The organism is Pseudomonas sp. yb_9, from assembly GCF_043103635.1.
In the GTDB taxonomy this organism is placed as follows: Bacteria; Pseudomonadota; Gammaproteobacteria; order Pseudomonadales; family Pseudomonadaceae; genus Aquipseudomonas; species Aquipseudomonas monteilii.
This window is the reverse complement of record NZ_JBICKA010000112.1, coordinates 153,202-174,989: the sequence shown is the minus strand read 5'-3', so window position 1 is coordinate 174,989 and position 21,788 is coordinate 153,202. Positions and strand designations below refer to the sequence as shown.

At 62.6% G+C, this 21,788-nt stretch carries 28 protein-coding genes and 1 pseudogene; 17 read left to right on the top strand and 12 right to left on the bottom strand.

Going from position 1 to position 21,788, the window contains the following annotated elements:
* Positions 1 to 53: 53 nt before the first annotated feature.
* Together fabV and ACF8MI_RS28110 are read left to right on the top strand one after the other, a co-directional pair.
* Positions 54 to 1,265, top strand: coding sequence for an enoyl-ACP reductase FabV (gene fabV, locus ACF8MI_RS28115; RefSeq protein WP_060499972.1), 1,212 nt, complete (start codon positions 54 to 56; stop codon positions 1,263 to 1,265).
* 105 nt (positions 1,266 to 1,370) lie between these two features.
* A complete protein-coding gene (locus tag ACF8MI_RS28110) occupies positions 1,371 to 2,273 on the top strand; it encodes an alpha/beta fold hydrolase (protein ID WP_060499971.1) in 903 nt (300 codons plus the stop codon).
* A 44-nt stretch (positions 2,274 to 2,317) separates the two neighbouring features.
* Here ACF8MI_RS28110 and ACF8MI_RS28105 read toward each other — a convergent pair whose 3' ends face one another.
* The 4 genes and pseudogenes from ACF8MI_RS28105 to ACF8MI_RS28090 all read right to left on the bottom strand — a co-directional run bounded on the left by ACF8MI_RS28105 (position 2,318) and on the right by ACF8MI_RS28090 (position 4,287).
* On the bottom strand, positions 2,318 to 2,659 hold the full coding sequence (locus ACF8MI_RS28105; RefSeq protein ID WP_060499970.1) for a HopJ type III effector protein: 342 nt from the start codon (positions 2,657 to 2,659) through the stop codon (positions 2,318 to 2,320).
* Positions 2,652 to 2,947: pseudogene (locus ACF8MI_RS28100) on the bottom strand (DUF1244 domain-containing protein). Before ACF8MI_RS28100 ends, ACF8MI_RS28105 begins: the two are co-directional and overlap by 8 nt.
* 9 nt (positions 2,948 to 2,956) lie before the next feature.
* A complete protein-coding gene (folM, locus tag ACF8MI_RS28095; protein WP_060499968.1) occupies positions 2,957 to 3,649 on the bottom strand; it encodes a dihydromonapterin reductase in 693 nt (230 codons plus the stop codon).
* Between the two features lie 77 nt (positions 3,650 to 3,726).
* Positions 3,727 to 4,287 carry a hypothetical protein gene (locus tag ACF8MI_RS28090; protein WP_060499967.1) on the bottom strand — a complete coding sequence of 187 codons (561 nt, stop codon included), beginning with the start codon at positions 4,285 to 4,287 and terminating at the stop codon, positions 3,727 to 3,729.
* Positions 4,288 to 4,505: 218 nt separating this feature from the next.
* Here ACF8MI_RS28090 and ACF8MI_RS28085 point away from each other — a divergent pair, with 218 nt between their 5' ends.
* Positions 4,506 to 5,441, top strand: a complete 936-nt coding sequence (locus ACF8MI_RS28085) for a MerR family transcriptional regulator (protein WP_200928793.1) — start codon at positions 4,506 to 4,508, stop codon at positions 5,439 to 5,441.
* On the opposite strand, the gene ACF8MI_RS28080 is transcribed toward ACF8MI_RS28085, so the two are convergent.
* The gene (locus ACF8MI_RS28080) at positions 5,426 to 6,043 is read right to left on the bottom strand and encodes a hypothetical protein (RefSeq protein WP_060499965.1); all 618 of its coding nucleotides are present in this window, start codon (positions 6,041 to 6,043) and stop codon (positions 5,426 to 5,428) included. The genes ACF8MI_RS28085 and ACF8MI_RS28080 overlap by 16 nt on opposite strands.
* 59 nt (positions 6,044 to 6,102) lie before the next feature.
* The gene (locus ACF8MI_RS28075; RefSeq protein ID WP_182408670.1) at positions 6,103 to 6,531 is read right to left on the bottom strand and encodes a PAS domain S-box protein; all 429 of its coding nucleotides are present in this window, start codon (positions 6,529 to 6,531) and stop codon (positions 6,103 to 6,105) included.
* Between the two features lie 116 nt (positions 6,532 to 6,647).
* Here ACF8MI_RS28075 and ACF8MI_RS28070 point away from each other — a divergent pair, with 116 nt between their 5' ends.
* Complete coding sequence (locus tag ACF8MI_RS28070; RefSeq protein WP_060499963.1) at positions 6,648 to 7,103, top strand: flavodoxin; 456 nt, start codon at positions 6,648 to 6,650, stop codon at positions 7,101 to 7,103.
* Between the two features lie 67 nt (positions 7,104 to 7,170).
* Here ACF8MI_RS28070 and ACF8MI_RS28065 read toward each other — a convergent pair whose 3' ends face one another.
* Entirely contained in the window at positions 7,171 to 8,064 is an 894-nt protein-coding gene (locus ACF8MI_RS28065) for a LysR family transcriptional regulator (protein ID WP_060499962.1), read from the bottom strand.
* 98 nt (positions 8,065 to 8,162) lie between these two features.
* Between ACF8MI_RS28065 and ACF8MI_RS28060 the strand changes: the two genes are divergently transcribed.
* The 7 genes from ACF8MI_RS28060 to ACF8MI_RS28030 all read left to right on the top strand — a co-directional run bounded on the left by ACF8MI_RS28060 (position 8,163) and on the right by ACF8MI_RS28030 (position 13,167).
* Positions 8,163 to 8,549 (top strand): CidA/LrgA family protein, encoded by a 387-nt coding sequence (locus ACF8MI_RS28060; protein WP_060499961.1) that lies wholly within the window; start codon positions 8,163 to 8,165, stop codon positions 8,547 to 8,549.
* Positions 8,539 to 9,225 (top strand): LrgB family protein, encoded by a 687-nt coding sequence (locus ACF8MI_RS28055; protein WP_016713477.1) that lies wholly within the window; start codon positions 8,539 to 8,541, stop codon positions 9,223 to 9,225. Before ACF8MI_RS28060 ends, ACF8MI_RS28055 begins: the two co-directional genes overlap by 11 nt.
* 176 nt (positions 9,226 to 9,401) lie before the next feature.
* Complete coding sequence (locus ACF8MI_RS28050; RefSeq protein WP_104833968.1) at positions 9,402 to 10,307, top strand: alpha/beta fold hydrolase; 906 nt, start codon at positions 9,402 to 9,404, stop codon at positions 10,305 to 10,307.
* Positions 10,308 to 10,421: 114 nt separating this feature from the next.
* The gene (locus ACF8MI_RS28045; protein ID WP_060499960.1) at positions 10,422 to 11,333 is read left to right on the top strand and encodes an SDR family oxidoreductase; all 912 of its coding nucleotides are present in this window, start codon (positions 10,422 to 10,424) and stop codon (positions 11,331 to 11,333) included.
* Between the two features lie 126 nt (positions 11,334 to 11,459).
* Positions 11,460 to 12,023, top strand: a complete 564-nt coding sequence (locus tag ACF8MI_RS28040) for a GNAT family N-acetyltransferase (protein ID WP_016713234.1) — start codon at positions 11,460 to 11,462, stop codon at positions 12,021 to 12,023.
* A 197-nt stretch (positions 12,024 to 12,220) separates the two neighbouring features.
* On the top strand, positions 12,221 to 12,760 hold the full coding sequence (locus ACF8MI_RS28035; protein WP_060499959.1) for a hypothetical protein: 540 nt from the start codon (positions 12,221 to 12,223) through the stop codon (positions 12,758 to 12,760).
* Positions 12,761 to 12,780: 20 nt separating this feature from the next.
* Entirely contained in the window at positions 12,781 to 13,167 is a 387-nt protein-coding gene (locus tag ACF8MI_RS28030) for a lysozyme inhibitor LprI family protein (RefSeq protein ID WP_182408669.1), read from the top strand.
* 54 nt (positions 13,168 to 13,221) lie between these two features.
* On the opposite strand, the gene mnmH is transcribed toward ACF8MI_RS28030, so the two are convergent.
* Both mnmH and selD read right to left on the bottom strand, forming a co-directional pair.
* Positions 13,222 to 14,334: a tRNA 2-selenouridine(34) synthase MnmH gene (gene mnmH / locus ACF8MI_RS28025; protein ID WP_060499957.1), complete on the bottom strand. Its 1,113-nt coding sequence runs from the start codon at positions 14,332 to 14,334 to the stop codon at positions 13,222 to 13,224.
* On the bottom strand, positions 14,334 to 15,368 hold the full coding sequence (gene selD, locus ACF8MI_RS28020; protein WP_060499956.1) for a selenide, water dikinase SelD: 1,035 nt from the start codon (positions 15,366 to 15,368) through the stop codon (positions 14,334 to 14,336). The genes mnmH and selD overlap by 1 nt, the downstream gene beginning before the upstream one ends.
* A 126-nt stretch (positions 15,369 to 15,494) precedes the next feature.
* Here selD and ACF8MI_RS28015 point away from each other — a divergent pair, with 126 nt between their 5' ends.
* From ACF8MI_RS28015 to phnE, 4 genes are read left to right on the top strand one after another with little or no spacing between them, the layout of a single operon-like run.
* On the top strand, positions 15,495 to 16,349 hold the full coding sequence (locus ACF8MI_RS28015; protein ID WP_060499955.1) for a putative selenate ABC transporter substrate-binding protein: 855 nt from the start codon (positions 15,495 to 15,497) through the stop codon (positions 16,347 to 16,349).
* Complete coding sequence (locus ACF8MI_RS28010) at positions 16,346 to 17,155, top strand: phosphonate ABC transporter ATP-binding protein (protein ID WP_182408667.1); 810 nt, start codon at positions 16,346 to 16,348, stop codon at positions 17,153 to 17,155. The genes ACF8MI_RS28015 and ACF8MI_RS28010 overlap by 4 nt, the downstream gene beginning before the upstream one ends.
* Positions 17,149 to 17,976: an ABC transporter permease gene (locus ACF8MI_RS28005; RefSeq protein ID WP_060499953.1), complete on the top strand. Its 828-nt coding sequence runs from the start codon at positions 17,149 to 17,151 to the stop codon at positions 17,974 to 17,976. The genes ACF8MI_RS28010 and ACF8MI_RS28005 overlap by 7 nt, the downstream gene beginning before the upstream one ends.
* On the top strand, positions 17,973 to 18,740 hold the full coding sequence (gene phnE / locus ACF8MI_RS28000; RefSeq protein WP_060499952.1) for a phosphonate ABC transporter, permease protein PhnE: 768 nt from the start codon (positions 17,973 to 17,975) through the stop codon (positions 18,738 to 18,740). Before ACF8MI_RS28005 ends, phnE begins: the two co-directional genes overlap by 4 nt.
* Here the strand turns inward: phnE and ACF8MI_RS27995 are convergent.
* Positions 18,737 to 19,624 carry a bestrophin family protein gene (locus ACF8MI_RS27995; RefSeq protein ID WP_060499951.1) on the bottom strand — a complete coding sequence of 296 codons (888 nt, stop codon included), beginning with the start codon at positions 19,622 to 19,624 and terminating at the stop codon, positions 18,737 to 18,739. The two genes, phnE and ACF8MI_RS27995, sit on opposite strands and share 4 nt — an antisense overlap.
* Before the next feature lie 221 nt (positions 19,625 to 19,845).
* On the opposite strand from ACF8MI_RS27995, the gene ACF8MI_RS27990 reads away from it, so the two are divergent.
* Both ACF8MI_RS27990 and ACF8MI_RS27985 read left to right on the top strand, forming a co-directional pair.
* Positions 19,846 to 20,139 carry a type II toxin-antitoxin system RelE/ParE family toxin gene (locus ACF8MI_RS27990; RefSeq protein ID WP_082426425.1) on the top strand — a complete coding sequence of 98 codons (294 nt, stop codon included), beginning with the start codon at positions 19,846 to 19,848 and terminating at the stop codon, positions 20,137 to 20,139.
* Positions 20,136 to 20,432 (top strand): addiction module antidote protein, encoded by a 297-nt coding sequence (locus ACF8MI_RS27985; protein ID WP_182408666.1) that lies wholly within the window; start codon positions 20,136 to 20,138, stop codon positions 20,430 to 20,432. Before ACF8MI_RS27990 ends, ACF8MI_RS27985 begins: the two co-directional genes overlap by 4 nt.
* A gap of 1 nt (position 20,433) precedes the next feature.
* Here the strand turns inward: ACF8MI_RS27985 and ACF8MI_RS27980 are convergent, their stop codons facing one another.
* Together ACF8MI_RS27980 and ACF8MI_RS27975 are read right to left on the bottom strand one after the other, a co-directional pair.
* Positions 20,434 to 20,922 (bottom strand): GNAT family N-acetyltransferase, encoded by a 489-nt coding sequence (locus tag ACF8MI_RS27980; protein WP_104833975.1) that lies wholly within the window; start codon positions 20,920 to 20,922, stop codon positions 20,434 to 20,436.
* Positions 20,923 to 21,073: 151 nt separating this feature from the next.
* The gene (locus ACF8MI_RS27975) at positions 21,074 to 21,721 is read right to left on the bottom strand and encodes a trypsin-like peptidase domain-containing protein (RefSeq protein ID WP_060499948.1); all 648 of its coding nucleotides are present in this window, start codon (positions 21,719 to 21,721) and stop codon (positions 21,074 to 21,076) included.
* Between the last annotated feature and the right edge of the window lie 67 nt (positions 21,722 to 21,788).

Below are 21,788 nucleotides of genomic sequence, written 5' to 3'. Positions count from 1 at the left end.
CGGAATCGCCTCAAGCGGCGCTTCCCCGGCATAAACCTGACGAGGTACAGACATTGGCCATCATTCATCCTAAGGTTCGCGGTTTCATCTGCACCACGACTCACCCCAAGGGCTGCGAGCTCAACGTCCGTGACCAGATCGAAGCCACCCGCAAGCTGGGCGTGCGCGAGGATGGCCCGAAGAAGGTCCTGGTCATCGGTGCTTCCAGCGGCTATGGCCTGGCGGCCCGCATCACCGCAGCGTTCGGCTTCAAGGCCGACACCCTGGGAGTGTTCTTCGAAAAACCAGGCACCGAAACCAAGGCCGGCACTGCTGGCTGGTACAACGCCGCTGCCTTCGACAAGTTTGCCAAGGCCGAGGGCCTGTACAGCAAGTCGATCAACGGTGATGCCTTCTCTGACGAGGCCCGTGCCAAAGTCATCGAACTGATCAAGAACGAAATGGGTGGCAAGGTTGACCTGGTCATCTACTCGCTGGCTTCGCCTGTGCGCAAGCTGCCGCAAACCGGCGAACTGGTGCGTTCGGCCCTGAAGCCAATCGGCCAGCCATACAAGTCGACCGCCATCGACACCAACAAGGACACCATCATCGAGGCCAGCATCGAGCCGGCCACCGAGCAGGAAATCGCCGACACTGTCACCGTCATGGGGGGCCAGGACTGGCAGCTGTGGATCGACGCCCTGGCGGGCGCTGACGTGCTGGCCGAAGGCGCCCGCACCGTGGCCTTCAGCTACATCGGCAGCGACATCACCTGGCCGATCTACTGGCACGGCGCGCTGGGCCAGGCCAAGCAGGACCTGGACGAAACCGCCCTGCGCCTGGACCAGAAACTGGCCGGCGAACTCAAGGGGGGCGCCAACGTGGCGGTGCTGAAGTCGGTGGTCACTCAGGCCAGCTCGGCCATTCCGGTGATGCCGCTGTACCTGTCGATGGTCTTCAAGATCATGCAGGAGAAGGGCGTTCACGAAGGCACCCAGGACCAGCTGGACCGCATGTACCGCGACCGTATGTACCGTGCCGACGGTGCCCCGGCCGAACTCGACGAGAAGGGCCGCCTGCGTCTGGACGATTGGGAACTGCGTGACGACGTGCAGAGCGCCTGCAAGGCCCTGTGGCCACAGGTGACCACCGAGAACCTGTTCGAGCTGACCGACTATGCCGGTTACAAGAAGCAGTTCCTCAACCTGTTCGGCTTCGAGCGTGCTGACGTCAACTACGACGAAGACGTGGCTACCGATGTGAAGTTCGACTGCGTCGAGCTGTAATCGGCGATAGCCTGTACCGGTCCTTTTGCGGGTTCACCTGCGAACGGGCCGGTACAGGCTATAAAATCTTTGCTAGTTTTGGCGCACAACAACAGGGAATGCGCCATGAGCAGCCTCACCCAACCCGCCACAGCCTTTCGCCACCCCGCAGCCGACGGTTACAGCCTCGGCGGTTTCTGCTGGCGCCACGCCCAGCCAGACCCCCAGCGCCCGCTGGTGATCATCAACGCTGCCACTTCGGTACGCTGCCGTTATTACTCACGCTTTGCCGACTTCCTGTTCGCCCAGGGCTTCGATGTGCTGACCTACGATTACCGGGGTATCGGCGAATCCCGCCCGGCTTCGTTGCGCGGTTTTCAGGCTTCATGGAGCGACTGGGGCAGGCTCGATTTCGAAGCCATGCTGGCGCATGCGGCAACGCATTTCCCTGGCCAGCTGGTGGATGTGGTGGGGCACAGTTTCGGCGGCTGTGCAGTGGGCCTGGCGCCATCTGCCAATCGGGTGCGCCGCGTGGTGATGGTGGGCGCGCAGTTTGCTTACTGGCGCGACTACGCGGCCGACCAGCGCTGGCAGCTGTTTGGCAAGTGGCATGTGGTGATGCCGCTATTGAACCGGGTGTTTGGCTACTTTCCCGGCAAGCGCCTGGGTTGGCTGGAGGACACGCCGTCCGGGGTGGTGCACGACTGGACCACACGAACCCCGCGTTACGAACACCGGCCCAGCGGCCGTGAACTGAAAACGCTCCCGTTCGCTCAGGTGCGGGCGGCAACCCTGGCCATCAGCCTGACCGATGACCCTTTCGGCACCGTCGCGGCCACCGAGCGTTTGCTGCGTTATATGCAGGGTGCCCGGCACCTGCGCATCGCGCCTGTGGATATCTCGGTCGAGGAAATTGGCCACTTCGCGTTCTTCCATGACCGCTTTCGCGAAAGCCTGTGGCCGGTAGCCTTGCAGTGGTTGCAGCAGGGAGGGCTGGAAGAAGGAGGGCCTGGCACCATCATGGATTGATGGTGGGCTCAAAATTTTGGGGCCGTAAAGCGGCCCCGGCTATCTCAAGCCTTGCGCGCCAAAGGCTGCGCAGCAAACTTCACCCCAGCCAGACCATGCTTGATCAGCGCACGGATATTGCCATGGTCGCTACCCTCAGGCGTGGCCACCACATCACGGTAGTGCTCGCCAAAGGCCAGCAGCGCTTCCTGATCGCTCAGCCCTTCCAGCAGTGCCAGGCCCAACGTCTTGCACGAACCTTCGTTCTGCCCAGCCGCATTTTCCACGCCACCATTGTTGAAGGCCTGGGGCTGGTAGCTGTAATTGTCGGCAATGAACGCCAGGGTATCGGCAAATACATGTTGGCCGCTGGCCAGGCTGGTGCGCAGGGTGTTCAGATCAGTCACGAGGTTTTCCTTTTTCGAACGCCGCTTGTTGTTCGGCGCTGGCTCTTTCTGGTGTTGGGCTTTCCACTCGGCGTAGGGCATGCCGTACACCGTTTCGCGGGCGTCATCCAGGCTCAGGTCGAGCTGGCGCTCGTCCGCTGCGGCCTTGTACCACTTGGACAGGCAGTTGCGGCAGAAACCGGACAGGTTCATCAGGTCGATGTTCTGCACGTCGGTGCGCTTTTGCAGGTGTTCGACCAAACGCCGGAACGCGGCGGCTTCGAGTTCGAGCTGTTGCTGTGGGGTCATGGGCGTCTCTCAAGTCATGCGGTTTTTCAAGTGGCGGCCGCCGTTGATGACCACCTGGCTGCCGGTGCTGTACTGGCTGGCGAGCAGGTACTTGACGGTCTCGATCAGCGGGCCGGCGCCGGGTTCGAATTCCAGCAAGGCCTTTTTCAGGGTTTGCTGGCGGTAGGCTTCATCGCCCCCTTCCTTGAGGATCAGCAGCCCAGGCAGGATACCGTTCACATGCACCTTGGGCGCATATTTTTCGGCGAACGACAGCACCATGTTCTGCAGCGCGGCCTTGGTGGCGGCATAACCGATGTGGCTCTTGCTGCCGCGTGAGGACGTTTCGTCGCAGATGTGGATGATGTCGGCTTTGTCCACCCTGGCCAGCAGGTCGCCCAGGGCCAGGTTGAGGTGGTAGGGCGCTTCGACGTGCAGGCGGAACATGGTTTCAAGGTTGTCGAGCCCGTCATCAAGCCACAGCGAGGCATTGTGGATGATGGCGCGCAGGCCGTCGTAATGGCTGTGCAGGTGATCGATCAGGGCCTGGCGGTCGGCCGCCTGGCACAGGTCGGCCTGGAACTGCACGATGTTCGGGTGGGCCGTCTGTGGCTGGACACTGCGGCTGGCACTGACCACTGTATGGCCGGCCTGTGCCAGTTCAAGGGCCAGGGCCAGCCCGACGCGCTGGCTGGCTCCGGTAACGAGAATGGGGCTGTTCATGTTCGGGCGGTCAACTTGTCTGTCCTTTGGTTGCCACCCAGCATACCCGAACTGTTTCCCTGTTGTATGGCCTGCCCTCAGCGGCTGCGCAGGGCGCCAGGGGGCGTTGGGGTGGCATGCAGCCAACCGGCCAGCAGGCGGGTGGACAGGGGGATGAACAGGTAGACCATCACGGGTGTCAGCGCCAGGGTGCTGAGCAGTACCCGGGGTACCAAGTCCAGCGCTGCCAACCAGTGGCCAAACAGCAGGTTGAACAGCAACGAGACTGGGAAGAATGCCAGCCAGATCGCCACGGCCTGTTTCCAGCGGGGTGGTTTTTGCACCGTGTTGGTGCCAAACCAGTCGTCGATACCCCTTACGCGCGCCTCTTTGGGACGTTCGAACAGGCCGTTGCCGCGTTGTAACCAGGCCCGGCGCGAGGCGGAGTGTTCCCAGGCATGCAGGGTGGGCTCGTCGCTGAAGCGGAAGATAATCTGGAATTCGTCGCCATCGCGGGGCGGCGCAAGGATGCCCGAGCCAAGGTAGCCGGGAAAGTCGGTGGCCAGCTGCTCGCCTTCATGCAACCAGGCCAGCAAGTCCTGGTAGCGGCCATGGGCGGCGCGGCGCGACACCATCAGGGTGACGGGTGGGGTAGACATCGTGTATCTCCTGGCAACGGGGCTGGCGGGTAGCTGGCCCCTTTGGCTGTGTGGCCCGGGGTGGTGGGCGACACAGGCGTGCATGCAAGAATCGGGCGCGGATTATCGCGCATGTGCGATCTGCGGCAAATGTCATCCGGCAAACGGTTGCACCCTGCGGCGCGTGCCGTCGCAGTAGAATACCCGTTCAACTTCCGCACTCAGGGTACCCCTTGCAGATGAACGAACAGCGACGTAATCCGGTGATCGATGCGAGTTTCGAACAGAAGGAGCTGTTTCCAATTCGTGAAGTTTCCCGTCTGACCGGTGTCAACGCTGTGACCCTGCGGGCCTGGGAGCGTCGTTATGGCCTGATCCAGCCAATCCGTACCGACAGTGGCCACCGCCTGTATTCCCAGGCCGATATCGATGAAATCCGCCGTATCCTCGGGTGGCTGGAGCGCGGTGTGGCGGTCAGCAAAGTGGGCAGTATTCTTGCGCGTGGCCATGCCCTTGCCGACCAGGCCGGTGATGCGACGGACGCCTGGCTACGCTGGCAGCACCAGATCCGCCTGGCGGTGCAGCGTTTCGACATGGCGGGCCTTGATCTGCTTTTCCAGGAGGTGTTTGCCGCCAGCACCCTGGACCACGCTTTCAGCGAAGTGTTCATGCCTGTGTGGCACGACATGGCCGTCCGCCAGGGCGGCTATGGGCAGGCCAGTGAATGGCTGTTCTTTGACCAGTTCTTGCGCGGCCGGGTGTTCGCTCGTTTGCAGCTTGCCCATGTGCCGCGTAGCCGCAGCGTGCTGTTGGCGCCATTACCGGGGCAGTGCCATGAGCTTGAGCTGCTGGTCACCAGCCTGATCCTGGGCAGCGACGAAACAGGTGTGACCCCGTTGGCGAGCGGGCAGCCACTGCAGGAGCTGGCGCTGGTTTGCGAACGCCTGAAGCCGGATGCCCTGGTGTTGTTTTCCCATCAGCCGCCTACCGCAGCACTCATCCGGCACTTGGCTCGCCTAGCGGCGGTATTGGACTGCCCGTTGTTACTGGCCGGTGAGGCGGCGGAAGTGGCACAGGCCAGCCTGGCTGGCAGTGCTATCGCCTGCCTGGGAGCGCAGGGTAGTGTCATGCGCCAGCGGCTGCGGCAGTTTCTGGCAGGTCAGCTAGATACCTGAGTGTGCAGGTCGGGGTGGGCCCGGCGGTGGGCCTGGAGGATGTAGTCGCGCAGACGCTCGATTTCTTCGGCCGGGCTTTGGCTGAGGTCATAGGCCGCCAGGTCCGGGCCAATGCGCCGGCCCAGTATGCCGTGCAGTTCGATCGGGCTGATGCCGCCGGGGGCGAAGCGCAGTTCGAAGCGGGCGGGTGGCGAGGGCAGGTCACGGACTTCCAGCAGCACACCTTTGAAGGAAATATCACGCACCCACAGGCCGCTGATCTCGTCATGGGCACCGAGCAGTGCGCTCGGCTGGTCCATCGACAGGCGCCAAGGGCGCAGCATGGGGCCGTCTTCGTAGATTTCCGGTGAACCCAGTTGCAGGTGCAGGGCGTGGAACTCGTCCTCCACCAATTGCAGGGGGAAGCTGATCTGTTGGTTGTTGAACTGGGCCTGCAAGGTAACCTGTTCGTTCGCCACCAGCCGGGTGAGCAGGCTCTGGATGCGGCGGTCGCCATTGACCAGCAGGCTCGACATGGAGTCGGCCAGGTTCAATTGTGGCGAATGCTGCATGTTCTGGATGAAATCCAGCTCGGCCTGGGTCAGGAGGGCGTCTGCTTGCATGATCGAACTCGGTGGTGGCGATTTCTTCATCGGGATTGACCGTGCATGGCGTACTTGGTTCAAGCGCGTTCGTCGGGTTTCGGACGAGCGCACAGTTCCGCCAGTTGCCGTTCCAGTTCGACCTGGCGGCTGACGTCTTTCTGGATACCGATGAAGTAGGTGCGCTGATCCGCAGCGTGCCTTACCGGGGTAATCGACAGCTCGTTCCAGAAGGCGCTGCCATCCTTGCGGTAATTGCGCAGCACTTCGCGGCAGGGGCGGCCTTCGGCCAAGGCCCTGCGGATACGTGTGCGGCCAAGCTGGTCACGGTCGTCCGCCTGAAGAAAGCGGCAATCCTGATAGAGGACTTCATCGCGGCTGTAGCCGGTCAGGCGTTCGAAGGCGGCGTTCACGTAGATCAGGATGGTGTCGTCGCCTTCCTGTTCGGCAACCACGATCCCGTCATTGGACGCATCGACCATCGATTGCAGCAATTGCGCATTGATCATGTTCGGGCCATTGGGCAAAGAGGGGCTGAGGACGGAGACTTTGGTAGAGGCGGCCTTTTGCCAGCGCCGGATGCTAGTATCCTACGTTTTTACTCAGTTTCGGAATCCTCTACCCGATGAAAGTCGCCATTATTTCCGGATCGGTCTATGGCACCGCCGAAGAAGTCGCCCGTCACGCTGAAACGCTGCTCAAGGCAGCGGGCCTGGAGGCCTGGCATGCGGCACGTGCCACCCAGCATGACCTTGAAGGTTTTGCCCCCGATGCCTTGCTTGCCGTGACCTCGACCACCGGCATGGGTGAATTGCCGGACAACCTCATGCCACTGTACAGCACCCTTCGCGATACCTTGCCTGCGGCCTGGCGTGGTCTACCGGGGGCGGTGATTGCACTGGGTGACTCCAGCTACGGTGATACCTATTGCGGCGGTGGCGAGCAGATGCGCGAGCTGTTTGCCGAATTGGGCGTGCGCGAAGTGCAGCCGATGTTGCGGCTGGATGCCAGCGAGACAGTGACCCCAGAGGCGGATGCCGAGCCTTGGTTGGCTGAATTGGCTCAAGCGCTGAAAGACTGACATATCATTATTGCTGTACTGGCCCTTTCGCGGGTAAACCCGCGAAGAGGCCAGCAAGGCCAACACATTACTTGCAGCCAGGTACCGGGCACTCGCGCAACAATGCCAACCACGCCTTCGCCGCCCGTGACAGGTAGGCCCCACGCCGCCAGATAAAGGCGATGTCCCAGCGCAAATCCGCCGGCGAACGTAGCGGCAAGCGCACCACCCCAGGGCGCTCCAGCGCTTTTGCCACCACACGGGGCAGCAACACCACACCCTGGCCTGCCGCCACCAACGCCGCCAAAAAATCCGCCTGGCCACTGCGGCCGCCTTCCTTCGGGGTAAAGCCCTGTTGCTGGCACGCCTTCAGCAGCCGGTCGTTGAGCACAAAGCTGCGTTGATACAACAGGAACGGCGTATCGGCCAGTTGCCCCAGGTCCACCCCGTCCAGGCTCGCCAATGAATGCCCCGTCGGCAACAGGGCATCCAATGGCTCGTTGCAGAATGGCTGGTAGTCGAACGCCTCGTCGCTGGGTGTCAGGCTACCACCCAGTTCCAGCTCGCCACTCTTGACCGCCTGTTCGACACTGCGGCTACCGCCTTCCAGCAACTGAATCGCGATGTTCGGGTGACGTCGCCGGTACTCGGCAAAAAGCCCGGCGAACAAGGCGTCACTGCCCAACATCGGCAAGCCCAGGCGCAGTTCGCCGCGCTCCATCTGGCTGAGGTCGTCCAGTTCGTTGAGCAGCGCCTGGCGCTGGCGCAGCAGGGCTTCGCCGCGCTCCAGCACAATGCGCCCGGCCGCTGTCAGGTGCAGCTGGGAGGCCTGGCGCTCCAGCAGCGGCTGGCCCACATCTTGCTCCAGCTGCGCCACCTGCTTGCTCACGGCCGATTGACTGATGTGCAGGGTTTGCGCGGCCTGGGTAAAACCACCGCGGTGGACCACTTCGAAAAAACTGCGCAGCTGTTTGAATTCCATGCTCTGAATTCCATTCTGGAATGGCGATCAGTCTAACAATTCGCTTCTGGCCTAGGCAGCCAAATCTTAAAATGAGGGCCTGTCGAGGAACCCCCGCCATGAAACCCGCATTGTTGAAAAAAGCCCTGCGCCTGCTTGTCGAGCTGGCAACTCTTTATGCCTTGTTTCTGCTGGGAGGCCAGCTTGCCACCTGGTTGGATTGGCCGATCCCCGGCGGCGTGATGGGCCTGGCGCTGCTGCTGATACTGTTCGCGTCCGGTGTGCTCAAGCCGGCCATGCTGCAACTGGGCGCCGGCTGGCTGATGGCCGAGATGCTGCTGTTCTTCATTCCGGCGTTGATGAGCCTGCTGGACTACGGCTCGCTGATCCGTGAGGAGGGCTGGCGCATCTTGCTGGTGATCGGCGTTAGCACGCTGATGGTCATGGTGGTGACCGCGCTCACCGTGGAACTGGTGTGCCGCTGGAGGTTGCGCCATGAGCCTTGAACCCATGCCGCTGTTCTGGCTGGCCCTGACCTTGCTGGCCTACCTGGGCAGCCGTTGGCTGTACCGGCGCAGCGGGCGCTACCTGCTGTCGCCGTTGATCCTGGTACCGGTGCTGTTGCTGGCGGTGGCGGTGCCGCTGCACACCGCGTATGCCGAATATGCGCGCAATACCCATTGGTTGATGAGCGTGCTTGGCCCGGTGACCGTCGCCTTCGCGGTGCCCATCTGGCAGCAGCGGGCGATGTTGGCGCGCCATTGGCCGGCGCTGATGGTGGGCATGGTCGCTGGCAGCAGTGCCTCGATCGCCAGTTCCTGGGGGCTGGCGCACCTGCTGGCGCTGGACAGCGCGACCAGCCTGTCGCTGGTGCCGCGTTCGATTACCACACCGTTTGCCATGCCGTTGGCCCATGACCTGGGCGGCGTGCCAGAGCTGACAGCGGTGTTCGTGATGTTCACCGGCGTGCTCGGCGCCATGTTCGGCGGCGTGCTGCTGCGTTGGTTGCCGTTGCGCACGCCGCTGGCACGGGGGGCGCTTTTTGGTGTCGGTGCGCATGGTGCCGGGGTCAGCCGGGCGCAGGAGGTGGGCCGCGAGGAAGGCTCGGTGGCCGGCCTGGTCATGGTGTTGACCGGCTTGCTGAACCTGTTCGCGGCACCGTTGCTGGCCCTGTTGCTCTGACCGTTCGTGCCACTGACTCGCACAGTCATCAAGCTGGCTGGCAACGCAAGTTCCAGCCAGTGTGCTGCTGGCTAGACTTTGCCTCGACACAGAGAGCACATGTATGTGCCGAGGTGACATGCAATGACCGCAGCCTTGCCCTATCCCGTCCCTATCACTTCACCGGGTTACTTCTGATGCCTATGGCCGAAATTCCATTGTGCGTCTGGCGTACCCGGGGACAAAGCTTCAACTTCCGGGGCCAGAGCATCCGCTACTGGACCGCAGGGCAAGGAGAGCCCCTGCTTCTGTTACACGGCTTCCCCACGGCCAGCTGGGACTGGCACTACCTGTGGGGGCCTTTGACCCAACGCTTTCGGGTGATCGCTTGCGACATGCTCGGTTTTGGCGACTCGGCCAAGCCGGTCGATCACGCGTACAGCCTGATGGAGCAAGCCGACCTGCAGCAGGCCTTGCTCGGCCACTTGCAGGTCGACCAGCCTGTGCACCTGTTGGCTCATGACTACGGCGGCAGCGTCGCCCAGGAACTGCTGGCGCGGCATCACGAACAGCGTGCCGACATAGCCAGCTGCGTGTTCCTCAACAGCGGCCTATTCCCCGAAAGCTGTCGCATGCTGCTGATCCAGAAACTGCTGCTTAGCCGGTTCGGCTGGCTGGTCGGGCGCTCGTTCGGGCGTGACGACCTGGTGCGCAGCGTGACCCAGGTCTACGGCCCCTGCACCCACCCCAGCGAAAGTGCGCTGGATGATTTCTGGAGCCTGATCGCCGCCAACCGGGGCACGCGCATCCTGCACAAGCTGGTGAGCTACATGCCCGAGCGCAGGTTGCATCGCGAACGCTGGGTCGGGGCGATGCAGCGCAAAGGCGTACCCCTGCGCTTCATCAATGGCGTGGTTGACCCACTTTCCGGCGGGCACATGCTGGAGCGTTATCGGCAACTGGTGCCGGAGCCGGATACCGTGCAGTTGCAGGGCATCGGCCATTACCCGCACACCGAGGCGCCTGTGCAGGTCCTGCGCCACTACCTGGCTTTTCGGGAACAGCCGCTGAGCTATTACCCGCAGAAAGTGGCGTGGTCCTGACCGGGCCTCATCGCCCTGCGTTATTGCCAGGCATTCAGCCTGCGTGAGCTTGATTGTCCGTCTGCCGCTGGCGGCGGACACTTGGCTGACCTGAACCTGCCTGGAGCCATGAGCATGAGCGAGCCTGTCCGTCTGCAAGATCGCGTGGTGATCGTCACCGGAGCCGGCGGTGGGCTGGGCCGCGCCCATGCGCTGCTGTTCGCCGCGCGGGGTGCCAGGGTCGTGGTCAATGACCTCGGCGGCTCTACCCATGGTGAAGGTGCCAGCGCCTCGGCCGCCGACCGGGTGGTAGAAGAGATCCGCGCCGCCGGTGGCACCGCCATCGCCAACCATGACTCGGTCAGCCAGGGCGCACGCATCGTCGAACAGGCGCTGGACAGCTTCGGTCGGGTCGATGTGCTGGTGAACAATGCCGGCATCCTGCGCGACAAGACGTTCCACAAGATGGACGACAGCGACTGGGAGCAAGTTTATCAGGTGCATGTGGAAGGGGCCTTCAAGGTCACCCGTGCCGCCTGGCCACACCTGCGCGAGCAGAACTGGGGGCGGGTGATCTTCACCGCCTCCACCTCTGGTATCTACGGCAATTTCGGCCAGGCCAACTACGGCATGGCCAAGCTTGGCTTGTACGGGCTGACCCGCACGTTGGCAATCGAAGGGCGCAAGCACGGCATTCTGGTGAACGCCATCGCCCCTACCGGCGGCACCCGCATGACCGAAGGGCTGATCCCGCCTCAGGTCTTCGAGCGGCTCAAGCCGGAACTGGTCAGCCCGCTGGTGGTGTACCTGGGTAGCGAGCAGTGCCAGGGCACGGGCGAACTGTTCGAGGTGGGTGGCGGCTGGGTGGGCAAAGTGCGCTGGGAGCGCAGCCTGGGGGTAGGATTTGATCCGCGCGAAGGCTTTACCCCGGAGCAGGTAGCGGAAAACTGGGCGCGGATTGGTGACTTTGACGGCGCCGTGCACCCGCAGGACAGCCTGCAGGCGCTGCAGCAGATGATGGCGAACCTGCAGAAGTACTCTCTCTGAGAAAGCTGGCACGCTCTCTGTAGAGCGGCCTTGTGTCGCGATGGGCTGCGCGGCAGCCCCGGGATGCCCGAACCCTGCGCTTGACGTTAAACTGTCATCTCCCCAGCAATGGACAGGAGATCCGGCGTGACCCCACCCCGCAGTTTCCCCAGTGACCTCTGCCTCGACAGCCCGCGTCTGCACTTGCGCCCCATGCGCCATGCCGATGCCGCGCAATGGCTGGCGATCATGGCCGACCCCGAGGTCATGCGTTATTGGCACCATGCCCCCTGGCAAGACCTGGCCGAAGCCGAAAGCGCCTTGGCCGCCGACCGAGAAGCCTATGCCAATGGCGACCAGCTCAAGCTCGGTATGTACCGCCGCGACAACGGCGAACTCATCGGCATGGTGCAGCTTTTCAACATCGACGATGTCTCCCGCCGTGGCGAAATCGGCTACTGCCTGGCCAGCGCGGTGCAGGGCAGGGGCTACATGGACGAGGCATTGACCTGCTTCATCGACTACCTCGCCCACACCCTGCACATGCGCCGCCTTGAAGGCGAAATCGACCCACGCAACCAAGGCTCGGCACGCACCCTGGAGCGCCAGGGTTTCGTGCTGGAAGGCACGCTGCGGGCACGCTGGTGCGTGGCCGGCGAGTTGTCCGACTCGGGTCTCTACGGCCTGCTGCTGGAACCGCCTGTTGCATAGTCTGGCGAATAGATACTATTCGGGAGCAATTCTCACTTGTGCCCCGGTGCCCCATGCTCGTAGCCGACTCACCGAGTCCGTACCCGCTTGAACAGCTGTACAGCGAGCACCACGGCGGGGCACCTATTGAGGGTCTGGAAGCGGGGCAGGGGCTGGGTTAAGGTCGTAGCCTGTTCCGCTTCCACCAGGTACATCCCTTGCCCGTTTTCTACCTGAGCATCAGCTTGCTGCTGTACGTACTCGCCCTGTTTTTCGATGGTGCGCTGATGAGCGGCGAGCGCCACATGCCGGCCCTGCAGATGCTGCTGTACGGGCCATGGGGCATGGCCTTCGGGCTGTTCCAATGGTTTGCCAACCCGCTGCTGGCCCTGGCCATCCTTGCCCATCGGCGGTTTCGCAGACTGGCCTTGCTGGCCGGGTTGGCAGCTGTGTACCTGGCCGCCAGCAGTTTCGGAATAGACCGCTTGCCGGACAACCAGAGCTACGCGTTCCATGAGCGGACCGGCTTTGGCGCCGGTTTTTACCTGTGGCTGGCGGCGATGGTGGTGTTTTGTGTAGGCCAGGCCTGGCATTGCTGTAAGGCACGCAGCGCCAACGACATGCCGGGTTGGAGCTGGCTTGATGTAGCGTTGATCGCAGCGTTGGCTGTGACGCTTTACGCGGCAACGCAGATGCCATCGTTGCGCTTCGAGCCGGGCAACGTACTGATGCCACCAGAGCAGCCGCAGACGCTTTGATACCCACAAGGAGGGGGCGCATGACCAAACATTATCTGACAGGCCTGGCACTGGCTTGTGTGCTGCCATTGGCAGTGGCGGACGACTACACGCCGGCCTACGGGCAGTGCATGGACAAGGCCTCCAGCACGGTGGCCATGAGTGCATGCATCCAGGCTGAAACACAGGTGCAGGACCAGCGTTTGAACCGGGTGTACAAACAGTTGATGGGCAAGCTGGAGACTGGGCAGCAGAAAAGCTTGCGTGATGTGCAGCGCAAGTGGATGGCCTACCGCGATGGCAATTGCCAGTTCCATGTGCAGGCCAGTGGCGGGACCCTGGCGCAGTTGGAAGGTGGGACGTGTGTGATGGCCATGACCCGCGACCGGGCGGCGGAGCTGGAGCGGGTGCTTAGCCCGGGGCAGTGAGGTTGCCTTTACCGGCCTCTTCGCGGGTTTACCCGCGAAGAAGGCGATGCGGTCTCAAGGATGACACTCGCGTAGCGCCCGGGCCTTGAGGTACTCGCGCACTTCCAAGGCATCCCCGGCAAACTCGATACGCTCAGCCTTCGCCGCACGCTGGTAGGCATACATCGGGTCGTAATACTCGTTCAACAAGCCTTCGATCCAGCCCCGGTGCAACTCCACCGCGCCGCTGCGCTGCTGTTCTTCCAGCGCCTGGGCCAGCAGTGTCGACAACCGCTGATATCGCTCGCCACCCAAGCGCTTGCAGATGTTGGCCATGCTTTGCAGCATGCGTTCGGCAAACAACCGGCGGCCTTCTTCCTCGCCATGCACAGCGGTGAACTCGGCACTCAGGTTGACCACGTAATCACGCAAGATGCGCTCAACGCGGTTGGCAAAACTGTCTTCCAGCCACACCAGCGGGTATTGCTGCATGCCCTGGTACAGCTCCAGCGGCACGGTGCAACTGCCGACAATGCGGCCTTCATCTTCCAGTACGAACTGTTCAATGCCTCGGTCGCGTTTCTTCAGTACGTCGATGGCCAGCTGGTTTTCGAAGTCGATCTGCGCCGGCTGCGCGGTGGCGCGTTTGCCGAAGCTGGAGCCGCGATGGTTGGCATGGCCTTCCAGGTCCAGCACGTTATCCAGCTGATGCAGCACGTCGGTCTTGCCAGTACCGGTAAGGCCGCCCAGCAGCACAAAATCGCACTGCGCCACCGCCTGTTGGGTGGTTTCCAGCAAGAAGGTCCGCATGGCCTTGTAACCGCCCTTGACGCGCGGGTACTGGATGCCCGCTTCATCACGCAACCAGCCCTGCACGATCTGCGAACGCAGGCCGCCACGGAAGCAGTACAGGTAGCCTTCGGGGTGGGCCTGGGTAAACGCCACCCAGGCGTCCAGCCGAGCCTGCCTAGTGGTGCCGCTGACCAGTTGGTGGCCAAGGGCGATGGCAGCTGTCTGGCCCTGCTGCTTGAAGCAGGTGCCGACCTTCTGCCGTTCCTGATCATTCATCAGCGGCAAATTGACTACGCCCGGAAAGGCGCCTTTGGAAAACTCGACGGGTGCCCGCATGTCCATCATCGGCACGTCGTCGAGAAACAGCTGGCGGAAATCGGTGCAGTCGGGGCGCATCAGATCACCTCGACCGCGTGGCTCTGTCGTTCGACCAGCTTGCCGATTGGCGACAGTTGCAGGCCCAGTTCGGCAGCGACTGCCAGGAACGCGTCTTCACCTTCAGGGCTGACCGCTACCAGCAGGCCGCCGCTGGTTTGCGGGTCGCACAGCAGGTGTTTCTGCTCGTCGCTGAGTGCGCCGAGTTTGTGGCCGTAGCTTTCGAAGTTACGCAGCGTGCCGCCGGGGATGCAACCTTCGGCCAAGTAATGCTCGACGCTGGGCAGTCGCGGTACGGCGGCGTAGTCCAGGTGCGCGGTAAGGCCGCTGCCTTCGGCCAGTTCCACCATGTGGCCGAGCAGGCCAAAGCCGGTGACGTCGGTCATGGCCTTCACCCCATCGAGTTTGCCGAAGCGGCTGCCGGGGGTATTGAGGGTGCACATCCAGTCTCGGGCCAGGCCCTGGTCCTGTGCACGCAACTTGGCCTTTTTTTCGGCTGTGGTAAGGATGCCGATGCCCAGGGGTTTGGTCAGGTACAGTTGGCAGCCGGCAGTGGCGGTGTCGTTGCGCTTGAGGTGGCGCTTGCTGACCACGCCAGTGACGGCCAGGCCGAAGATGGGTTCGGGGGCGTCGATGGAGTGGCCGCCAGCCAGCGGAATGCCGGCTTCGGCGCACACCGCACGGCCGCCACGAATCACTTCGCGGGCCACTTCCGGTGGCAGCACATTGACCGGCCATCCCAAAATGGCAATCGCCATCAGCGGGTCGCCGCCCATGGCGTAGATGTCGCTGATGGCGTTGGTGGCGGCGATGCGGCCGAAGTCGTACGGGTCATCGACAATCGGCATGAAAAAGTCGGTGGTCGAGACCACGCCGCGCTCGTCGTCCAGCGCATACACGGCAGCGTCGTCGCGCGAGGCGTTGCCAACCCACAGCTTCGGGTCCAGGGCCTGGGTGCCGCTTTCGGCAAGGATCACATCCAGCACCTTGGGGGAAATCTTGCAGCCACAGCCGGCACCATGGCTGTACTGGGTCAGGCGAATCGGCTCGCTCATACGCACCTCGGCAGGTCAGATTGTTGCGCGATTGTAGCAAAGCTGGCCTTTGGGCCTTGGCCTCTTATAATCCTTGGAGTCGACGGATTTGTCGGCATTTCCCCGCTATTGAACCGGAGAACACCCATGCTCAAACGCCCCTTGGCGCTCGCCGCCGGCCTTGTGCTGTCTTGCTGTGCCGTTGTCGTCCAGGCTGCTGAAGTGTTGCGAGTCAGCGCCATCCCCGACGAAGCACCCACCGAGTTGCAGCGCAAGTTCAAGCCGTTGGGCGAGTACCTGGCCAAGCAACTGGGCATGGACGTGAAGTTCGTACCGGTGGCCGATTACCCGGCTGTGGTCGAGTCGCTGGCCGCCGACCGGCTGGACCTGGCCTGGCTGGGAGGCTTCACGTTCGTTCAGGTGCACCTGAAGGATCCGACCGCCACGCCACTGGTGCAGCGTGAGCAGGACGCGCAGTTCACCTCCAAGTTCATCACCGCCAACCCCGACGTGAAAAGCCTGGCCGACCTCAAGGGCAAGTCGTTCGCCTTCGGCTCCATCTCGTCTACCTCGGGCAGCCTGATGCCGCGTTACTTCATGCTCAAGCAGGACAACATCAAGCCTGAAGAGTACTTCAGCCGTGTGGCCTACTCTGGCGCCCATGACGCTACCGTGGCCTGGGTGCAGGCGGGCAAAGTCGATGGCGGCGTGCTCAATGCCAGTGTGTGGCAGAAACTGGTGGATGCCGGCAAGGTCGATACCGCCAAGGTGAAAGTGTTCGCCACTACCCCGACCTACTTCGACTACAACTGGACCGTGCGCGGCAACATGGCACCGGCGCTGAAAGAAAAGATCAAAAAAGCGTTCCTCGACCTCGACCCGGCCAAGCCGGAGCACAAGGCCATCCTCGACCTGCAGGCCGCCAGCCGCTTCATCGAGACTAAGCCTGAAAACTATGTAGGCACCGAGCAAGCTGCGCGTGAGGCTGGCCTGCTCAAGTGACTGCTTCGAACGTGGCAATCCACCTGCACGGTGCCGGCCTGCGCCATGGCCAGGTACGCGCGCTTGACGCAATCAGCTTGCGCATCGCGCAGGGCGAGCGCGTCGCGATCATTGGGCCGTCGGGGGCGGGCAAGTCGAGCTTGCTGCACCTGATGGCTACGGCCATCCAGCCCAGCAGCGGGCGCGTGGAGTTGCTTGGTGAGCAGCCCTGGGCGTTGTCCGCCAGGGCACGCCAGCGCCTTCGGGCGCGGGTCGGCCTGGTGCATCAGGCACCGCCCTTGCCACCGCGCCAACGGGTGGTGACGGCAGTATTGGCCGGCCGACTGGGGCAGTGGGGGGTAACGCGTGGCTTGCTCAACCTGCTGTACCCCAGTGATGTGCCGGGGGCGCGCCAGGTGCTTGCAGAGCTGGGCCTGGCCGACAAGCTGTTCGTGCAGTGCGGGCAGTTGTCGGGTGGCCAGTTGCAGCGGGTGGGTATTGCCCGGGCCCTTTACCAGCGGCCACAGGTGCTGCTGACCGACGAGCCGGTGTCGGCCATGGACCCTGTGCTGGCCGACCACAGCCTGGCCTTGCTCAACCGCCATGCCCAGGCCAACGGCGTGACACTGGTGGCGAGCCTGCATGCGGTGGAGTTGGCGCTGGCGCATTTCCCCCGGGTGGTCGGTATCCGCGAGGGCCAGGTAGTGTTTGATTGCCCGGCAGAAGCGGTCACCGAACACATGCTGGAGGCGCTGTACGCGAATGAACAACTGGCTTCGCCGCCAACCCAGGGGCCAATTCTGACGGTGCAGATCCCGCGATGCTGAGGGCCGACACTCGCGACCCGGCCCTGCTGCCGCGGCTGCTGCTGGCTTTGCTGGGCGTGGCGATACTGTGGCCGGGTATCCAGTTGAGTGAGCTGAACCCCGGGGTGCTGCTGCAGGCAGAGAACCGACAGCAGATCGCCACTTTCACCAGCGCCTTCTGGCCACCTGCGCACGATGCCGATTTTCTCGTGTTGCTGTATGAAGCCACGCTACAGACCCTGGCCGTGGCCACCGCCGGCATGGCGTTGGCGTTGCTGCTGGCCGTCCCGGCGGGGCTGTTGGCCAGTCGCGCCTTGTCGTTGCGTGCTGCCTCCCGTGGTGGGCGTGCAGGGCTTTGGTCGCGTCTGCTGCGCCTGCCGGTGCGCGGGTTGCTGATTTTCCTGCGCAGCGTGCCGGAAATTGTCTGGGCGCTGTTGTTCGTGCGGGCCGTGGGGCTGGGGCCGACGGCGGGTGTGTTGGCCATCGCCATTACCTACAGCGGTATGCTGGGCAAGGTCTACGCCGAAATCTTCGAGTCGGTTGACCAGCGCCCGGCCCATGCCTTGTTGCAGGCGGGCAGTGGCCGGCTGACGGCGTTTCTCTACGGCATTCTGCCCAATGCGGCGTCCGAAGTGGTGTCCTACACCGTGTACCGCTGGGAGTGCGCGGTGCGAGCCTCGGTGGTGATGGGGTTTGTGGGAGCGGGGGGCCTTGGGCAGCAGATTGACCTGTCGATGCGGATGTTTGCCGGGGCGGAAGTGGCCAGCATGTTGCTCACCTTCCTGCTGCTGGTGATGCTGGCCGACTTGCTCAGCCGCCTGCTGCGCTGGAGGCTGGCATGAACCGGGTCATCAACCTGTTGCTGCTGGGCGCCATCGTGTTGGCGGTGTTGGCCTCGTTCGCATACCTGGAGTTGGACCTGCAAGCACTGGTCGGCAACGGTGGGCTGGGGCAGATGGGTGAGTACGCCGGGCGTTTCCTGCACCCGGACCTGTCTGCCGGGCACCTGAAGGCCGTGTGGCATGGGGCGCTGGAGACGCTGGCCATGTCTGGCCTGGGCACCTTGTTGGCGATGGTCATGGGGATGTTGCTGGCACTGCCGGCGGCAGGGCGATTCGGTTGGCCATTGCAGGGCGCGGCGCGGTTGCTGCTGAATGCCCTGCGCGCCATTCCGGAACTGGTGTGGGCTGCGCTGACAGTCCTGGCGGCCGGTCTTGGGCCCAATGCCGGCACCCTCGCGTTGGCGCTGCACACCGCTGGTGTTCTGGGGCGCTTGTTTGCCGAGGCGCTGGAGAATGCGCCGCCGGAGCCAGCGGCAGCGATTCGCTTGCAGGGCGGCAGCCAGGTGGCCGCGTTCTGTTTTGGTACCTTGCCCAACGTGTGGCCGCAGTTGCTGGCCTACAGTTTGTACCGCTGGGAAAACAATATCCGTATGGCCAGTGTGCTGGGCTTCGTCGGGGCGGGCGGCTTGGGGCAGATGCTGTACACCACGTTGAGCCTGTTCCAGGAGGCCCAGGCCAGCACGGTGATCCTGGGCATGCTGGTGCTGGTGTTGCTGGTGGATACGTTGAGTGATGTGTTGCGCCAGCGCTATGTGCGGGCCTAAGCGAGCTCCCCACACTGTGCTTCCCGTTGCATCGACTCCAGGTTCCGCTCGATCGTCTCGCAAATGGTGTCCATCTGGATCTGGTGCTCACTGAACTTGAACGGGCTCTGCAAATCCGTGCCGATCCGCTCGATGGCCAGCAACATGAACCCCACCACGGTCGAAGCCAGCGGCGTGAACCAGCCCAGCGACTCCACCAGCCCTACTGGCACGATCAGGCAGAACAGGGTGATGAACAGTCGCGGAAAATACACGTAAGGGTAGGGCAGCGGTGTATTGGCGATGCGCTCCATACCGCCTTGGGCATTGGACAGGTCCACCAGCGTCGATTCCAGCCGCGCCAGGCGAATGCTGTCCAGCCGCCCGGCCTGGTATTCCCGCGCCAGCAAGGCCGCCGAGCCACCGAGAATGTCATTGGCAAAGTTGTTCGAGCGGTTGCGCCGTTCGAACTCTGCCGGCGGGATGAAGGCCATCAGTTCATCCGGGCAGCTCTCACCCTTCAAGTGTGCAGCCAGGCAGTTCACATAGGCGATGTGCCGGCGCAGCAGGGTGGCCTTGACCGGGTTCAGGCCATCAGCCGGGTCATCGATCAGGTTTAGCGTCTGCCTTGCGAAGCTACGCGAACTGTTCACCAGCGCCCCCCACAACGTGCGAGCTTCCCACCAACGGTTGTAGGCGCTGCTGTTGCGAAAACTCACCAGCACTACCAGCGCCGAGCCCAGCAAGGTCAGGGGGATCAGCGGCAGGGTGAACTTGCTGTTGAAGAACAGCATGAAATCGATGGTGACCAGCACATCCCAGATCAGCAGCCAGAACAGCGACCAGCCGATGTAGCCGATGGTCTTCACGACCAGGCGGAACTTGCGGGTGATGATGTCTTTCACGCGGGGGGACCTCTAAGCGGGGGCATGCTGGATCGGACGTCGAGGGGCCTCGAAGGTTCGAATGCTGATTGTTGCAAGGGATTTTGCGACTGCAGCGACGCGAAAAATCTGACGACGTCATGGGATGTGCCTGAATTCCCAATGCAATTGAACACAGCCAAAGTGGTCCGCTTCAGCACTTGAATGGGCGTATCCATACGGATACGATGGGGCACCACTTGATGTATCTTGTTGAACAGACGGAGAGCTTTGCAGTTTGGCTATCCAGCTTGAGGGATTTGAAAGCCAAGCTTGCGATAGGTCGCAGGCTGGAGCGAGTTGCGATAGGCAACCTTGGTGACTTCAAGTGGCTTGGAGGCGGGCTAGGTGAGCTTCGCATCGACGTAGGTGCAGGCTATCGCGTCTATTTCACGCAAAAGGGGCACAGATTGGTTCTGCTGCTGGTTGGCGGCGACAAGTCCACTCAAGTCGCCGATATTCTCAAATCAAGAAAGCTGCTGAAGGAGATGATATGAGCGAAAAACTGATTCCGTTTGATATGGCAGCTTTGTTGAGTAGCGATGAGGCCATCAGTGAGTACCTTAGCCAGGTGCTATCAGATGGCGATACCGAAGAGATCATTCGAGCGCTCGGCCATATCGCGCGTGCACGAGGCATGACACACATAGCCATGGAGAGTGGTTTGGGCAGAGAAAGCCTCTACAAGGCCCTCAGCCCAGGCGCAAAGCCTCGTTTTGACACTGTGTTGAAGGTCATTCGAGCCTTGGGGGTAGACCTTCTCGTGCAGCCCCATGCGGTAGCCCGTTGATTCAAACGGGTTGAATCAGCACCTGCTTCATCTTTACCAGCGCCACCCGCGTGCCATCCCACCCCTGCCGTTCCTCGATTCCAAACGGCACAAAGCCCAACTGCGGATAAAGCAGCAAACCTGCGGTGTTGTGATTGAAGCATGACACCCATACTTCCCTGGCTGTGTATTGCTGGCGGGCGAGGGCGATCATGGTGGTAATCAGGTAGCGTGCTAAACCGTGACCCCGGGCGTTGGGCGCTACGACCACGTTGCCCAGGGCGCACACTCCGTCATGTTCAGCCTTGTAGAAGTTGGCGAAGGCCAAGATCTTGCCGTTGCCTTCCACTACCGTGGAGCCGCTGCGCTGGGCGATGGCATCGCTCAACTGGGCAGGGGTGAGGGGGTAGGTGGCTTTGGGGAACAGGTAGAACAGTTCGTCCGGGCTTTGCGGGAAGCTGCAGATGACGGGGATGTCGTCTGGCTGGACGGGGCGGTGGGTCAGGTGCATGGCAGGTCCTTCTTGCGCAGGTTGTCAGGGCCTCTCGCGGGTAAACCCGCTCCTACAGGACCTGCGCAGGTCCTGTAGGAGCGGGTTTACCCACGAAGAGGCAATCAGTCTCACATCATAAGCCGCTTTCCATCCACAAAACCCGACCCGCTCAAGGCTTGGCAGCAACCGCCACATAGCCTTTGACCGAAGCCGGTGCCTGAGGCTTGCCCTTGTGCGCCGTCAGGTACTGAAAGCGTCGCCATTCCTTGTCGATCTCGTTGAACGACATGAACACGCTGATCCGCTCCTTGCCAGCCAGGTCCGGGCGCTTGCCGGCATCGATCTCGCTGGTGGGGATGATGGCCACATTGATGCCGACCACCTTGCCGTCATCGGCGAACACAGGCCCGCCCGACATGCCCTTGGTGATCGGGCCGTCGTGCACCGAATAGAAGACGCTGCCTGGCGTGCCTTCAAGCCGCACCAGCGACGGCAGCGCATGGCCCTTGCCCTGCATCGGCATCATGAAACTGTTGAAACCCACCGCCGTCACGGCTTCGCCAGGCACATACTGGCGCCAATCCGGCACGTTGCTGGCCTTGTGCTTGAAGAACACCACATCACCGAGGCCCTCGTGGACCACGTTGCGCAGGAAGGGGGTGTGTTTGGCGGTTACGGCGTAATCCTCGTTCCACTGGATGGCACTGGCCATCAGCAACATGGGCAGCGGGGCACCGGAGGTGACCACGAAAGCCTGGCTGTAGACGGGATCGGAAACGTACGAGGTTGGCACTCCGTTGCACCCACTGAGCAGCATCATTGCCGCCATGCAGGGCGCGATTGTTTTCATGGGTCACACGGTGCGTGGTGAAAAGGGAGCGCAA

Coding starts and splice junctions, on each gene's coding strand:
- ACF8MI_RS28110 (WP_060499971.1), top strand. CDS start 1,371: ATGAGCAGCCTCACCCAACCCGCCACAGCCTTTCGCCACCCCGCAGCC.
- folM (WP_060499968.1), bottom strand. CDS start 3,649: ATGAACAGCCCCATTCTCGTTACCGGAGCCAGCCAGCGCGTCGGGCTG.
- ACF8MI_RS28090 (WP_060499967.1), bottom strand. CDS start 4,287: ATGTCTACCCCACCCGTCACCCTGATGGTGTCGCGCCGCGCCGCCCAT.
- ACF8MI_RS28085 (WP_200928793.1), top strand. CDS start 4,506: ATGAACGAACAGCGACGTAATCCGGTGATCGATGCGAGTTTCGAACAG.
- ACF8MI_RS28080 (WP_060499965.1), bottom strand. CDS start 6,043: ATGCAAGCAGACGCCCTCCTGACCCAGGCCGAGCTGGATTTCATCCAG.
- ACF8MI_RS28075 (WP_182408670.1), bottom strand. CDS start 6,531: ATGATCAATGCGCAATTGCTGCAATCGATGGTCGATGCGTCCAATGAC.
- ACF8MI_RS28070 (WP_060499963.1), top strand. CDS start 6,648: ATGAAAGTCGCCATTATTTCCGGATCGGTCTATGGCACCGCCGAAGAA.
- ACF8MI_RS28065 (WP_060499962.1), bottom strand. CDS start 8,064: ATGGAATTCAAACAGCTGCGCAGTTTTTTCGAAGTGGTCCACCGCGGT.
- ACF8MI_RS28060 (WP_060499961.1), top strand. CDS start 8,163: ATGAAACCCGCATTGTTGAAAAAAGCCCTGCGCCTGCTTGTCGAGCTG.
- ACF8MI_RS28055 (WP_016713477.1), top strand. CDS start 8,539: ATGAGCCTTGAACCCATGCCGCTGTTCTGGCTGGCCCTGACCTTGCTG.
- ACF8MI_RS28050 (WP_104833968.1), top strand. CDS start 9,402: ATGCCTATGGCCGAAATTCCATTGTGCGTCTGGCGTACCCGGGGACAA.
- ACF8MI_RS28045 (WP_060499960.1), top strand. CDS start 10,422: ATGAGCGAGCCTGTCCGTCTGCAAGATCGCGTGGTGATCGTCACCGGA.
- ACF8MI_RS28030 (WP_182408669.1), top strand. CDS start 12,781: ATGACCAAACATTATCTGACAGGCCTGGCACTGGCTTGTGTGCTGCCA.
- mnmH (WP_060499957.1), bottom strand. CDS start 14,334: ATGCGCCCCGACTGCACCGATTTCCGCCAGCTGTTTCTCGACGACGTG.
- selD (WP_060499956.1), bottom strand. CDS start 15,368: ATGAGCGAGCCGATTCGCCTGACCCAGTACAGCCATGGTGCCGGCTGT.
- ACF8MI_RS28015 (WP_060499955.1), top strand. CDS start 15,495: ATGCTCAAACGCCCCTTGGCGCTCGCCGCCGGCCTTGTGCTGTCTTGC.
- ACF8MI_RS28005 (WP_060499953.1), top strand. CDS start 17,149: ATGCTGAGGGCCGACACTCGCGACCCGGCCCTGCTGCCGCGGCTGCTG.
- phnE (WP_060499952.1), top strand. CDS start 17,973: ATGAACCGGGTCATCAACCTGTTGCTGCTGGGCGCCATCGTGTTGGCG.
- ACF8MI_RS27990 (WP_082426425.1), top strand. CDS start 19,846: ATGTATCTTGTTGAACAGACGGAGAGCTTTGCAGTTTGGCTATCCAGC.
- ACF8MI_RS27985 (WP_182408666.1), top strand. CDS start 20,136: ATGAGCGAAAAACTGATTCCGTTTGATATGGCAGCTTTGTTGAGTAGC.
- ACF8MI_RS27980 (WP_104833975.1), bottom strand. CDS start 20,922: ATGCACCTGACCCACCGCCCCGTCCAGCCAGACGACATCCCCGTCATC.
- ACF8MI_RS27975 (WP_060499948.1), bottom strand. CDS start 21,721: ATGCTGCTCAGTGGGTGCAACGGAGTGCCAACCTCGTACGTTTCCGAT.